At 36.7% G+C, this 14,762-nt stretch carries 7 protein-coding genes; all 7 read left to right on the top strand.

The annotated features are described in order from the left end of the window. The first annotated feature begins 22 nt into the window (after positions 1 to 22). Entirely contained in the window at positions 23 to 436 is a 414-nt protein-coding gene (locus IJ258_RS06870) for an archease (RefSeq protein ID WP_292804862.1), read from the top strand. 35 nt (positions 437 to 471) lie between these two features. After that, positions 472 to 792: a hypothetical protein gene (locus tag IJ258_RS06865; RefSeq protein ID WP_292804859.1), complete on the top strand. Its 321-nt coding sequence runs from the start codon at positions 472 to 474 to the stop codon at positions 790 to 792. Between the two features lie 113 nt (positions 793 to 905). Beyond that, positions 906 to 2,354: an RtcB family protein gene (locus IJ258_RS06860; protein WP_292804856.1), complete on the top strand. Its 1,449-nt coding sequence runs from the start codon at positions 906 to 908 to the stop codon at positions 2,352 to 2,354. A gap of 4 nt (positions 2,355 to 2,358) precedes the next feature. Continuing rightward, complete coding sequence (gene mtnP, locus IJ258_RS06855) at positions 2,359 to 3,117, top strand: S-methyl-5'-thioadenosine phosphorylase (protein WP_292805006.1); 759 nt, start codon at positions 2,359 to 2,361, stop codon at positions 3,115 to 3,117. Positions 3,118 to 3,136: 19 nt separating this feature from the next. Continuing rightward, positions 3,137 to 3,466 (top strand): NifB/NifX family molybdenum-iron cluster-binding protein, encoded by a 330-nt coding sequence (locus IJ258_RS06850; RefSeq protein ID WP_292804853.1) that lies wholly within the window; start codon positions 3,137 to 3,139, stop codon positions 3,464 to 3,466. 438 nt (positions 3,467 to 3,904) lie between these two features. After that, entirely contained in the window at positions 3,905 to 4,486 is a 582-nt protein-coding gene (locus IJ258_RS06845; protein ID WP_292804850.1) for a 30S ribosomal protein S3ae, read from the top strand. A gap of 280 nt (positions 4,487 to 4,766) precedes the next feature. After that, positions 4,767 to 14,762: Ig-like domain repeat protein (locus IJ258_RS06840; protein WP_292804847.1), on the top strand; the 9,996-nt coding region annotated here is incomplete at its 3' end.

The raw sequence follows: 14,762 nt of genomic DNA, 5'->3' as shown, positions 1-14,762 counted from the left end.
AGTAATATTTGGGGTAAGCGTCATGAAAAGGTATGAATATTTTGAAGCAACTGCTGACATTGGACTTAAAGCTTATGGAAAAGATAGGAATGAAGCTTTTGAAAATGCAAGTTTGGCAATTTTTAATATTATTTCTGATACTTCAGAAATTGATGCAGTAAATACAATAGAATTTGAAATAGATTCAGAAGACGATGTATCACTTTTATATGACTATTTGGAGGAACTTCTGTTTTATCATGAAACTGAATTCATGCTTTTCAGCGAATTTCATGTTAAAATCGATGAAAATCTTCATCTTAAGGCTGAAATAAAGGGTGAAGAGATTAATTGGGATAAGCATGAAAGAAAAACTGAAATAAAGGCAATAACATTCCATAAGATGGAAGTTAACAAAACTGACCATGTAGAACTTCAGGCGATAGTTGATTTGTAAAATTTTAAATAATATTATATGACATAATATTAAGCATGAAAAGAACTAAAACCATCTCAAGAACATTCGAAATGATAATGGGAATTATAGGTTCTGTTATCGGAATATTTTCCGGATCATTTCTAATATTTCTAGAACATGTCGGTCAGACACACACTCCTTTTTTAGGGCTTGTTGCAATTATTGCATCAGTTTTAGGTTTGGCTTCAACATATTACGTTTCAAAAAATTCAGAAATTGCTGGTGTAGGATTTGTACTTGCAACAATGTTTGTCATTGTCGGGTCAGATTACATTAATGTGTTGGGTGCAATATTTCTGTTGATTGCAGGGGTTTCTGCATTGTTTAGGAAATAATTAATTTTTAATTCATTAAATTATTTTTCAAATAATTTAAAAAACATTTTTTTTACCAAAACTTTATTTAAATACTATAAATAAACATTAAATTATAATATTTTTGTGATACTATGAGCATTAAAGATGAAATTAAAAAAGTTAGTGATAACGTTTATGAAATTCCGGGATCCTACAATAAATCCATGAGGGCTTCTGGAAGGTTTTATATAGCTGACGAGTACTTTGATGATTTGGAGGAAGGTGCAATCGAACAGATTGTCAATGTTGCATGCCTTCCTGGTGTTCAAAGGTACTCCATTGGCCTGCCGGATATCCATTTCGGATACGGTTTTCCAATCGGTGGAGTTGCAGCATTCAGCTTAAGAAATGGTATTGTATCTCCTGGGGGAGTTGGTTTTGACATCAACTGTGGAGTCAGACTAATCAAATCCAATTTAACTCTTGAAGATGTCGAGGACAAATTGGATGAGCTTACAGAAAAGCTTTTTGAAAATATACCTTCTGGTGTTGGAAGCAAAGGTAAAATCAGACTTGGAGAGGATGAAATCAATGACGTACTTGATTACGGTGCTGAATGGGCCGTTAAAAACGGATATGGCTGGGAAGAGGACCTTGAAGTTTTAGAGGAAAACGGAAGAATGATCGATGCAGATTCAAGCATCGTTTCAGATAAGGCTAAAAAAAGAGGAATCCCTCAACTGGGCTCATTAGGTTCCGGAAATCACTTCCTTGAAGTTCAAGTTGTTGATGAAATATATAATGAGGATGCAGCAGAAGCCTTCGGACTTGAAAAGGGTATGATTGTCATCATGATTCATTCAGGATCTCGTGGATGCGGACACCAAATCTGTTCCGATTACTTGAGAATCATGGACAAGGCATATAAGAAATACAAAATCAACATTGATGACAGACAATTGGCATGCGCTCCTTTGGATTCAAAAGAAGCTCAGGATTATATTCAGGCAATGGCTGCTGCAGCCAATTACGCATGGGCAAACAGGCAAATGATGACACATTGGATAAGGGAAACCTTTGAGGATGTTTTAGGAAAATCCGCAAAAGACATGGAAATGGACATTGTCTATGATGTGGCTCACAATATTGCCAAAATGGAAACCCATAAGGTCTACAACCGTGAGGAAGAGGTTCTCGTTCACCGTAAAGGTGCAACAAGGGCATTCGGTCCTGGATGTGAGGAGGTTCCTGAAAAATACAGGCATATCGGACAGCCTGTTTTAATCCCTGGTACTATGGGAACCGCCTCATATGTATTGCACGGTACCGAAAAGGCAATGGAAGAGACTTTCGGTTCAACCGCACACGGTGCCGGAAGAATCCTGTCAAGGTCAAAGGCCAAAAAGGACTTTGATGCTGATGAAATCACCAGCGACATGGAATCAAACGGTATCAGAATCAAGGCCACAAGCAAACATGTGATTGAAGAGGAAGCACCCGGTGCCTATAAGGATGTGGACAGTGTTGTTCGCGTATCCGACAGCACAGGCATTGCAAAACTTGTTGCAAAAGTCAGACCTCTATCAGTTTGTAAAGGATGATTGCATGATTGGTATAATCGGCGGCAGCGGAGTATATGAAATCACCCAAAAGGCTGATTCCTCCACAGATAAACTGGTCAAAACAGAATATGGTGAAGTTGAAGTGTCAATTCTAGACATCTGTGGAAAGGAAGTGGCGTTCATTCCTCGCCATGCTTCAGGACATTCCATTCCACCACATAAAATTAACTATCGAGCCAATATTGATGCTTTAAAAAACGTTGGTGTCACAAAAATAATCGCAACCAACTCCGTCGGCTCAATGAATACGGAAATGCCTCCAGGTTCATTTGTCATTCCCGATGATTTTTTAGATTTCTCACAGGATAGGGTAAAGACCTTCTATGAGGATAAGGTTGTACATGTGGATGTTAGCGAGGCATACTGCCCGTCTCTTCGTGATGTTTTGGACAAGTCAGGGGATGTGATTCTAGGGGGAACCTATGTCTGCACTGAAGGGCCAAGATTCGAGACTCCCGCTGAGATAAAGATGTTCAAGATGCTTGGCGGAGACCTTGTTGGGATGACCGGAGTTCCTGAGGTCACTCTGGCACGTGAAAGGGAAATATGCTACAATTCAATATGCATCGTATCCAACTACGCCTCCGGAATTTCAGATGGTGAGCTTACAATCGATGAGGTCTTTGAAATGGTCAGCGAAAGGGAAGCCGACCTGCTTGAGCTTATATATAATTTCATAAAAAATGTTGATGACGGCGCAGACTGTGCATGCAACCATGCATTGGACGGTGCTGAAGTATAATTAAAATGGAGGAATTTTAATGCGTTTGGCTGTAGTGTCTTCCGATGGAAAAAATGTGGACTTGCATCTTGGAAAGGGAAGGAATGTTTTTGTCTATGATTATGACGGTGAATTGACATTTGTAGAGGAAAGGAAAGTTGAAATTGCAGAAGATGCAAAACATCAGGGTGGAAAAGTAATTAAAACCTGCGGTGATTGTGATGTATTGATTGCAGTTCAATACGGATTCAAATCAAAAATCAAGGCCGAAGATGCAAACATCAAACTTGTAATGGATGAGGGACCTGTCGATGAGGTTCTCAAAAGATACGTTGATCATGTGGAATTCATGAGCAAAAATATAATGTAGATGATTTTTCATTATATTGTAACTTATATCAAAGGGCAATTTATATGGCCTGATATTGGATTTCGCCATCATAAATCCCATTTTTCTTTTTCTATTGGATATTGAAAAAAATTTTATTATTTTTTTTAATCAAAAAATTTCAACAATTTTCTACAATATCAACAATCTTTATATATCATGAATAAAATAACTAATAATAACCTTTATGGGCGGGTTTTTAAAATTAAAACTTAATTACAAATATTTTCTTAAAATAACGTGAGAATAACTCACAATTTTTAAATAAACGATTGTAAATCTATACTTATTTAAAATCATTTTTACAGTTTATTTAGTGTGCTGTTTGATAAAGCACATATTTTAAGACATTTTTAAAATTTAATGGCGAAAACGCTAAATTACTATATATAATATATTAAAATTTATAAGGTTGATATAATGGCAAAAGCAAAAGCAAGACGTAGAGTACGTGATACATGGAAAGAAAAATCCTGGTATACTATCAAAACACCAGTGAACTTTGAAGACAAAGAAATTGGGGAAACCCCAGCAAAAGATGCAGATCTTCTCATCGGTAGAGGAGTAGAAGTAACCATGAGGGAATTAACCGGTGACTTCTCAAAACAATACATCAAACTCAGGTTTGAAATTGACAACGTTGCAGGAACCGTTGCAAACACCAAATTCACAGGTCACAAGACCACTACCGATTATGTAAGAAGCATGATTAGAAGAGGAACTTCCAGAATCGATGCTTCCGCAATAGTAAAAACCAAAGATGACCGCAAATTAAAATTACAAGTTTTAGCTGTAACCACCAGAAGAGCAAAATCTTCCCAACAAAGATACATGAGAAAAACCATTGAAGAATTGCTCATCAATGCAGCAGCTGAAAGATCATTCGATGATTTAGTAACCGTTTGCGTAAACGGTAAATTAGCATCTGAAATTTACCACAACGCTAAAAAGATTTACCCTCTCAAAAGAGTGGAAATCATCAAAAGTAAAGTAATCAAATAGATTGCTTTATTCACTTCTTTTTTTTAATTTTCGAATTATTTTTCTATTATTATAATTTTTTTTGTTTATTCATTGAATATACTAATTAATCAATTTTTAATTTTATAGTTATATTTATATTAATATTCCAGTATTTATTATCTTATAATGTAAAAATTCTAAATTTTTTTAAAAATCCATTTGTTAAAGTTTATATATTAGTAAATATCAATATATATATCACGATAGACTCTCCCTATATGATGAAAAATCATGTAAAGAATATGGGAGGGGGTGTATTATGTTAAGAAAAGAGATATTAATTATATGTTTAATAATATGTTGTCTTTTCTCACTGCAGGCCGTTGCGGCAGCAAGTGATGGAAATTCAACAGATCAAGTTGTTTTAACAACAGAAAGTAATGTCTCTGCATATTCACTTCCTAACACAGATAATCAGCTGCAGGATGGAAGTGATGCAGGAACATTTTCAGACTTGCAGAATGATTTGAGCCTTGGAGGGGACATAGTATTAACTAAAAATTATACTTTTAATAATACTATAGATACTGGTTTAGTCAACGGTATTTCTGTTCCAGATACAGTTAACCGTATAACTGGTATCGGAAACATAGTTATCGATGGTAGCCAGCAGGCTAGAATATTTAATATACACAGCAGTCACAGTGTAATACTGACAGGAATTACATTTATTAATGCCAATGCTGATGGAAACGGAGGGTCTATAAATTCTGAGGGTACATTAATAATTTCCGATTGTAATTTCATAAACAACACTGCTAGTGGCCATGGTGGTGCGGTATACCTAGGATCCGGTGAAGGAGATACAATTACCAACTGTAACTTTGAAGGCAATGTCGCTGGAGGAAATGGTGGTGCTATAGATTGGTATGCCGGTTCATCAAAAGGTCAGATTATCGGTTCCACTTTCACAGACAATACCGCTAAACGTTCAGGTGGTGCTGTACACTGGAGTGGTCACTATGGTACTATAAGAGATTCTAATTTCACTAACAATATTGCTACCGGTGAAGTGACTGGTGAAATCGGTGGTATCGTTGGTGGTGGAGACGGTGGTGCTGTACTATGGGTAGGTAGTAATGGTACTATCGACAATTGTATATTTACTGATAACGTTGCTCAAAACCGTGGTGGAGCTATATTCCTACATGGTAACTCTACAGAAAACTGTACTAATACTACATTAAGTCATTCCATATTCACTAACAATAATGCTGGTTTGAATGGTGGTGCTGTTGATTGGCAAGAAGGTGCTCATGATGGTGTTGTAACTTATTGTGATTTCACCAACAATACTGCAAGTAGTACAGGTGGTGCTGTATACTGGAGTGGTCATAATGGTACAATACTACATTCCAACTTTACCAACAATAAGGCATTAGGTACTGTTAATGGAACTGGACCAGATGGTTCTATTATCCTTGGTGGTAATGGTGGTGCTATTGTATGGAAAGGTGCTGAAGGGGATATTATAAACACTACCTTTAGATTGAATAATGCTTCACGTAATGGTGGTGCTATATTCATGCAAGCTGGTTCTAATGAAGATTGTAGTAATATTACTGTTGATGGTGGTTTGTTTATTGAGAACTATGCTGGTGTTAATGGTGGTGCACTAGATTGGTATGAAGGTGCTCATGATGCGAATCTCTATAATTCTGTATTTATTAACAATACTGCTGAGAGGTCTGGTGGTGCTGTATACTGGTTTGGTAATGATGGTACTATTGCAAATTCCACATTTGAGAATAACCGTGCTTTAGGTAATGTTAATGCTACTGACTCTTATGGTAGGATAACTCCTGGTGGTCATGGTGGTGCTATTATGTGGACTGGTGCTAATGGTAAGGTTTTAAACAGTAACTTTACTTTGAATAATGCTTCACGTAATGGTGGTGCTATATACATGCAAGGTAGTACCGAGGGTGATTGTAGTAATATTACTGTTGACGGCAGCAGATTTGTTGAAAATTATGCGGGTATCAATGGTGGTGCTCTAGATTGGTATGAAGGTGCACAAGACTCAACACTTTCAAATTCCTATTTCGTCAACAACACTGCTGAGAGGTCTGGTGGTGCTGTATACTGGTTCGGTCATAATGGTACTATTGCAAATTCCACATTTGAGAATAACCGTGCTTTAGGTAATGTTAATGCTACTGACTCTTATGGTAGGATAACCCCTGGTGGTCATGGTGGTGCTGTGATGTGGACTGGTGCTGAAGGTTACATATATAATTCCACTTTCAATGATAACAAGGCTAAGGTTAATGGTGGAGCTATATTCTTGCAGGGCAGTACTGAGGGAGACTGTGCTAATATTCTCATTGATGATTGTAGTTTTGATGCTAACTTTGCTGGTGTGAACGGTGGGGCTGTTGACTTCTATAAAGGTGCTTATGATGGAAACATTACAAATTCCGAATTTACCAATAACATCGCTAACAGGTCAGGTGGTGCTGTATTCTGGTTTGGTACTTATGGTGATATTATAAATTCCACATTCACCAACAACTCCGCTTTAGGTAATGTATTGTACAATAATTCATATGGTGTTATGACTTATGGTGGTCATGGTGGTGCTATTATGTGGACTGGTGCTGAAGGTTACATATATAATTCCACTTTTGATGAAAACAAGGCTAAAGTTAACGGTGGGGCTATATTCATGCAAGGAAGTACCGAAGGTTTATGCGCTAACCTTACAATTGATTTATCTAACTTTACAAATAACTTCGCTGACGGCAATGGTGGTGCTGTAGACTGGTATGAAGGAGCTCGTTTCGGTAAGTTGCTCAATTTAATATTTGACAATAACACTGCAAACAAAAATGGTGGTGCTGTTTACTGGCATGGTCTAAACGGTACCATGGACAATGTAACATTTAAAAACAACAATGCAACAGCCAAAGGTCATGAAGGTAATCCTGACGCTACCCGGGGTATGGGTGGTGCTATCTACTGGCAAGGAAACAACGGTTTCATGAACAGAATCAATGCCAGTGACAATTATGCATATGAAGACGCCGGTGTAATATTCATCAACGGTAACAACACTAAGTTATATAACTCCACTTTCACTGACAACATTGCAGGCGATGACGGTGGGGTAATATTCTGGACAGGTAATGTCGGTATTCTCGCCAATTCCACTTTTGAAAACAGCAGAGGTATAAGTGCCAACGGTAATTCCAAAGGTGGTGCAATCTGTCTTGTCGGTTCAGACATTAATGTAACCCAATCTAACTTCACTAACAGTTATGCTAAATGTACTGGAGGCGCTATATTCATTACCGGAAATAATGTAACTGTTTCCGATTCACGATTCATTAATTCCAGTGTGGACAATACATCAGAGGGTGGAGTAATTTATATTATTGGTAACAGTACTAAGATTTATAATTCCGCTTTTGATAATTCTTCATCTAATTTGGGAGGTTCTATTTACATAAGTGGAAATGATGCTACTATAATTGGCTCCAATTTCAAAAACAGCTATGCATATGAGGACGGTGGTGTAATCTATATTACTGGTAACTTAACTGAAATTTACAATTCCACTTTCACTAACAACACAGCGGGTGATGATGGTGGAGCTATAAATTGGGTTGGTAATGATGGTCTCATTGAAGGATGTGTCTTTTCAAACAATAGCGGTTTAAGCCAAGATGGTCACACTTCCAAAGGAGGTGCAATATCCATCAACGGTGACAATAACGATATATACAATTCTAATTTTACTGACAGTTACACCAACAATGAAGGAGGTACAATATTCATCACAGGAAATAATGTGGATATTGTAGGATCCAACTTCAACAACTCCAAATCAGAATCCAATAACGGAGGAACTATTTATATTATTGGTAACAGTACTAAGATTTATAATTCCACTTTTGATAATTCCTCCGCTAATTTAGGCGGAGCTATTTACATAAGTGGAAACGATGCCACTATCGTTGGTTCTAATTTCACCAACGGATATGCATATGAAGATGGTGGCGCAATATATATCACAGGTTTCTTAACTGAAATTTATAATTCCACATTCATTAACAACACTGCAGCCGATGATGGTGGAGCAGTAAACTGGGAAGGTAATAACGGTACTCTTGCCGGATGTGTCTTTGTAAATAATAAGGGCATTAGTGCTGATTCCCATACTTCCAAAGGAGGTACAATCTCCATAATCGGAAACTATACAAAAATATCTGATTCCAATTTCACTGATAGTTACACAGAAAATAATAACGGTGAAAATGTTGGAGGTACAGTATTCATCACAGGACATGATGTGGACCTTGTTGGATGTAACTTTAATAATTCAGTAGCTAGAAGCTCTGATGGTGGAACAATTTATATTATTGGTCATGATGTTAGAGTTATAAATTCGACTATCTATAATTCTTCTGCAAGAAAAGGTGGAGCAATTTACGTTGATGGTGTAAATGCCTCTGTTATAAACTCCACTATAAATAATACTTTTGCAATAACTGGAGATAGCTATGAAACTAATAATTTAGGTGGTGCCATATACATTAAAGGAAATTATGCTAATATTATCGGTTCAGAATTTGAAGACTCCCGTGCTTATCAGGGTGGAGCACTTTACCTGGAAGGTAATTATTGTAATGTATCTAACTCTTCTGTAAGAGATGGTTACGCCTATGTTGATGGTGGTGCGCTGTATTCCACAGGTTCATATTCAAATATATACTACTCCAGTTTCACAAGCAATGAAGCTAGAGGTGACGGAGGAGCTATGTACTGGTTTGGTGGAAAAAATTCAGTAAACAACACCATAATCGGTTGTATATTCTTAGAAAATGTTGCTTATGCAAACTCCAATTCAAACACCAAAGGTGGAGGTGCTATCTATTGGTCTGAAGGAGGATATTACGGCACTATTAAAGATTCTCAATTTATCAATAACTCCGTTCAATCATCAACTAAAGCAGATGGTGGGGCTATTCTATGGGATAAATGTCATTATGCATTAATTGATAATTGTATTTTTGATGGAGACTATATTACCACAACTAATACTGGTGATGTTTGGATTCAAGGTGGAGCAATCTATATGAGAGTCGATGATCCATACACTATCAGTAATTCCAAATTCATAAATTGTTATTCTGAAAAAGAAGCCGGCGCATTATATATTCAGTCTAATACTAATGGACGCGAAATTTTTATTGTAAATACCACATTTGAGAATAATGTCGCTCAAGCTATCGGTCAGAATTCCAACGGTGGTGGAGCGGTTCAAGTTAAACAATGCGACTTTGCAGTATTCCAAAACGTAACTTTCAGGAATAACACTGCAAATCAAGGTGGTGCAGTCACTGTTTTAGAGACTAGAACAAATATACAATTCATTAATTGTACTTTTGATAACAATAAGGCTACCAACGGTAACGGTGGAAGTATCTGGGCTAATAAGCTATTCTACATATACAACACAACAATTGCCAACAGCACTGCATCTGACAATGGTGGTGGATTATACACTATCGCTGATATGACTTATAATAATATAACATTCATTAATAACACTGCTACATATGGTGGAGGGTTGTATTGGAATAAGGCAAACATTAAGATTCAGAACATGAAATTTATAAATAACACCGCACTTGAAAGAGGCGGAGCTATTTATATTACAACTACCTCTACAGTCCAAAATGTCACAATGACTGGTAATAAGGCATTTGCCGGTTCAGCAATTTGGGCTAATAAGGACCTTACCTTAATTGATGTTTATGTGATGGAAAATCAAGCTAATTCAAGTTCACTCGACATTAGTTTTGATGAGGATACTGGAAAAATCGTAGTGCTATTCAAAGGTAAAGACAAATACTTAAATGCAATCTATCTCAATGGAGGATGTATATTATATTGTACCAATGTAACCTATTGGGATGAAACTGGTGAAATTAACTCTGGTGAAACTAGAATCAGAGTACCAACCACAACTGCTCAAGATACTCCGGAAGGCGGTCAAAACCTAACTGTTAGAGTATATGGCGGTGATGGAAAGTTAGTTGAGCAAAATATTTTAACAGACAATGACGGTAAAGTTTACTTAAATCTGTCTGACATTATCAGTGATACTAATTATCACGAAATGTATGTTGAATCAGAACTCAATGATGATACATATTATACTATAATAAAAGCCACTACAAGATCTGCTTCACAGGTCAATGCATCTGCAAACAAAACTACATACCACTCAAATTCAACCCTAAATGTAAATGTGACTCAGGGAGCTACCGGTAACGTATCTGTATATATTGGAGATACATTCATTGCAAATATTACTTTAGATAATTCCAAAGGTTCCATTAATATGTCCACATTGGTTGAAGGAGTTTACTTGCCTGTGGGCAATCACACTTTATCCTTTGTTTATAACGGTAATGTGAAATATGATAAATCAAATACAACCGCAATATTGGAAATAACCAAAATAACTCCAGTAATGCTACTTAACGTAACCGGTATAGGATACAACTTGCTGGTAAATGTGACTGTAATGGATGGTGAGTATAACATTACAGATGCAACCGGAAATGTGACAATTCAAGTTGAAGACAGAACAGCAACAATATATCTCGGTAACGGTCAAGGAATGACCATTATTTACGGTTTACCAATTGGAAACTACACTGTCAATGCAACATATCATGGAGATAACAATTATTATAATATTACAAATTCAACTGAGGCAAATGTAACTGAAAAAACACAAACTGTTTTAGTGCTTGACGTTGACTCTGAAAAATTATACTACATTAACGAAACAGTTCCAATTAAGGTAACCATATTGCCTAAAGGTGAAGGGAATATAACTCTTTACATTAATGGTATACCTCATGAGTTAACCCTGCAGACTGTAGACAATTCAACTTTCGTCGAATTTAATGCAACTGAGTTAAAAGATGGCATAAATTATGTGTTTGCTACATATGAAGGTACTGAAATATATGCACCTTCATGGGCACAAGACAGATTCAATGTAACTAAATACAACTCAACCATTGGAATAGAAACAGCTAATATCACATTCAAAGACACTGAAATCATCAACATCACTCTTCCGGAGGATGCTGAAGGAATTATAAAAGTATTGATTAATGACACTCCATACCTTGTAGAACTGGTTGGAGGATCTGCACAAGTAAATGTCTCTGATTTAGCTGTTGGAACTTACAACGTAACTGTAATATTCAATGGAGATAAGAAATATTACAATTCAACAAATTCAACATTATTCAATGTAACTAAAATCAAGCCAGCTATTGAAATTGACGTTGACAATGTAACTTATGGAAATGAAACTGTAATTACTGTAATTTTACCTGACGGCGTTACTGGAAATGTAACAATTAAAGTAAATGACACAATCTTTGTATATGAAGAGCAGGAAATTGTTGATGGCAAAGTAACTCTTCCGGGCACAATATTGCCTGCTGGCAACTACACTGTTGAAGCAACATATAATGGTGATGGAAACTACTCAGTATGCACCGCTCAAACTAACTTCACAGTATATAGGCAAGCACCTGTACTTACCGTCACAGTTGAAGATATCAACTATGGTGAAAGCGCTAACATTACAGTAACTGTTCCTGATGGGGTAACAGGAACTATAATTATAAAAGTTAATGGAACTGAAAGCGAGCCATTAACAATAACTGAAGGCAAAGTCAACTTAACTGTTGCAGGATTAGCTGTCGGAAATTATCCTGTTGAAGTTATCTACTCAGGCAACGATAACTATTCTGATGATACAGTCACTACTGACTTTGAGGTATTCCAAATCGGCACTGAATTGGATGTTGATGTACATGACATCACCGTTTGGGATACAGAATACATAAATATTACAATTAAAGACGCTGCTGGTGAAATTATTACAAACGCAACCGGCAACGTGACAATCAATATTGACGGTGTAAACCACACTGCAGAAATTAAAGATGGAATTGCAAGATTCAACACTTCTGATTTAACAGTCGGACACAAAGTCATTTGGGTATTCTATGATGGAGACAGAAACCTGACCGCAAACAGGACAATGGTTAAATTCAACGTAGGTCAAAGAACTCCAACAATAAACATAACTGCTCAAAACATAACTGTTGGCGAAGACGGTAACATTACTGTTAAAGTGCCAGCTAATGCAACCGGTTATGTGGTAATTGAAATCATTGGCGGAGACAGCTACTTCAAAACTGTAACAAATGGTCAAGCTGCAGTATATCCTCAAAACCTAAAAGTAGGAAACTACACTGTAAGAGCAACCTACTATGGTATATCCACTGACAACTACACTGTAAACACTGCTGAAGCAAACTTCACAGTCAAACCGATTGAAGATTACAATATCACAGTAATTGCAAACAACATTACTTACGGTGAAAACGCAACTGTAATTGTCACACTGCCAAGCGATGCAACCGGAAACGTAACAATCTACATTGACGGTGTCAACAGAGGAACAGTTAATATTACAAACGGAATTGCAACATTAACTGATATTGCAGGATTAGAGGCTGGCCAACATGAAGTTAACGTAACTTACAACGGTAATGAAAGATACGCTCCAAAAGACAAGAACGGAACAATATTCCATGTCCTGCCAACCGATGACTGGACACTTGACATTGATGTTGAAGCACACAAATATGGTGAAGATACAATAATCACTGTAACATTACCTGAAAATGCAAAAGAAAATGTAACCTTAGAAATCGATGGAGTAAACTACACTGTTAAACTAACCGATGGTGTAGGAGAATTAAGATTAAACAACCTTTCCGCTGGATTGCATGAAGTAAATGCATACTACCCTGGTGATGAAAACTACACCAACAAGTCATCCAGCGACAAGTTCATAATCGATCAGGCAACTCCAACTATTATTATAAATGCAACCCCTGCAAAAGTTGGCGATAACGCTACAATAAACATTACAGTATCTGGAAACGCAACCGGAAACGTAACAATATATGTTGACGGACAAATGTTTGAAAGAACAATCGTTAACCACAGTGTAACATTGAATGTAACCGATTTAGCTAGTGGAAACCATAATGTTGTTGTGTTCTACAAAGGTGATCAAAACTACACTTCAAACATCAACTCAACTTCATTACGTATCTTCAAAGACAGTTCTGACTTAATAGTGGTTGCAGATCCAGAAAGTGTTGTAGTGGGCAAAAACACAACAATCACAGTAACATCAGTCAATGTTACTTCTGGAAACGTGATTATTGAAGTGAACGGAATCAACTACACTGTTGCTTTAAACAATGGTGTTGCTAAATTGAACGTTACTCTGCCTGCTGGTGATTACACCGCTAAGGCTTACTTCCTTGGTGATGACAAATACAATGCATCAACCAACACAAGCAATGTTTTCCATGTAATTAATAAGACTGTTGCTTGGGTAAATATTACTGCTGATAAGATTATTGAAATTGACAACAATTTGACATTTACTGTTACTACTAATAGTAATGCTACTTTGGTTGTTAAGGTGAATGGTGTTGAAGTCACTCCTGTTGGTGGAGTATACAGCTTCAACGGAACTGTTGCTGGTAATTACACTATTACTGCTGAGGTTGCTGAAAATGATTATTACACTGCTGCAACTAATTCTAGTGGATTTGTTGTTTACAAACATGCTAGTGAAATTGCAAGTGTTGTTGTAACTCCTAGTGTTGTTGTTGGTAAAGACAGCACAATCACTGTGACTATGGCTAACAACGAAACTGGCAGTGTCATGATTGAAGTCAATGGATATAATTACACTGTTGCGATTAAAGATCATGTCGCTCAATTGAATGTAACCTTGCCTGTTGGTGACTACACCGCTAAAGTTTACTATCCTGGTGATGACAAGTATAATGCTACTAGTGCTGTAAGTGATGTCTTCCATGTGGTTAACAAGACTGTTGCTTGGGTTAATATCACTGCTGATAAGGTTATTGAAATTGATCATAACTTGACATTTACTGTTACTACTAATAGTAATGCTACTTTGGTTGTTAAAGTGAATGGTGTTGAAGTTGTTAAAGGTGCTGATGGAAAATACAGATTTAATGGTACTGTTGCTGGTAATTACACTATTACTGCTGAGGTTGCTGAAAATGATTATTATACTGCTGCAACTAATTCCACAGTATTTACTGTTTACAAGCATGCTAGTGAGATTGAAAGTGTTGTTGTAACTCCTGTGACTACT

Source organism: Methanobrevibacter sp. (assembly GCF_017468685.1).
Classification (GTDB): Archaea; Methanobacteriota; Methanobacteria; order Methanobacteriales; family Methanobacteriaceae; genus Methanocatella.
This window is presented reverse-complemented; position numbering and strand designations above follow the sequence as displayed.

Bases quoted from the DNA above. Each gene is read 5' to 3' on its own strand.
- IJ258_RS06845 (WP_292804850.1), top strand. From the start codon at position 3,905: ATGGCAAAAGCAAAAGCAAGACGTAGAGTACGTGATACATGGAAAGAA.
- IJ258_RS06860 (WP_292804856.1), top strand. From the start codon at position 906: ATGAGCATTAAAGATGAAATTAAAAAAGTTAGTGATAACGTTTATGAA.
- IJ258_RS06865 (WP_292804859.1), top strand. From the start codon at position 472: ATGAAAAGAACTAAAACCATCTCAAGAACATTCGAAATGATAATGGGA.
- mtnP (WP_292805006.1), top strand. From the start codon at position 2,359: ATGATTGGTATAATCGGCGGCAGCGGAGTATATGAAATCACCCAAAAG.
- IJ258_RS06850 (WP_292804853.1), top strand. From the start codon at position 3,137: ATGCGTTTGGCTGTAGTGTCTTCCGATGGAAAAAATGTGGACTTGCAT.
- IJ258_RS06870 (WP_292804862.1), top strand. From the start codon at position 23: ATGAAAAGGTATGAATATTTTGAAGCAACTGCTGACATTGGACTTAAA.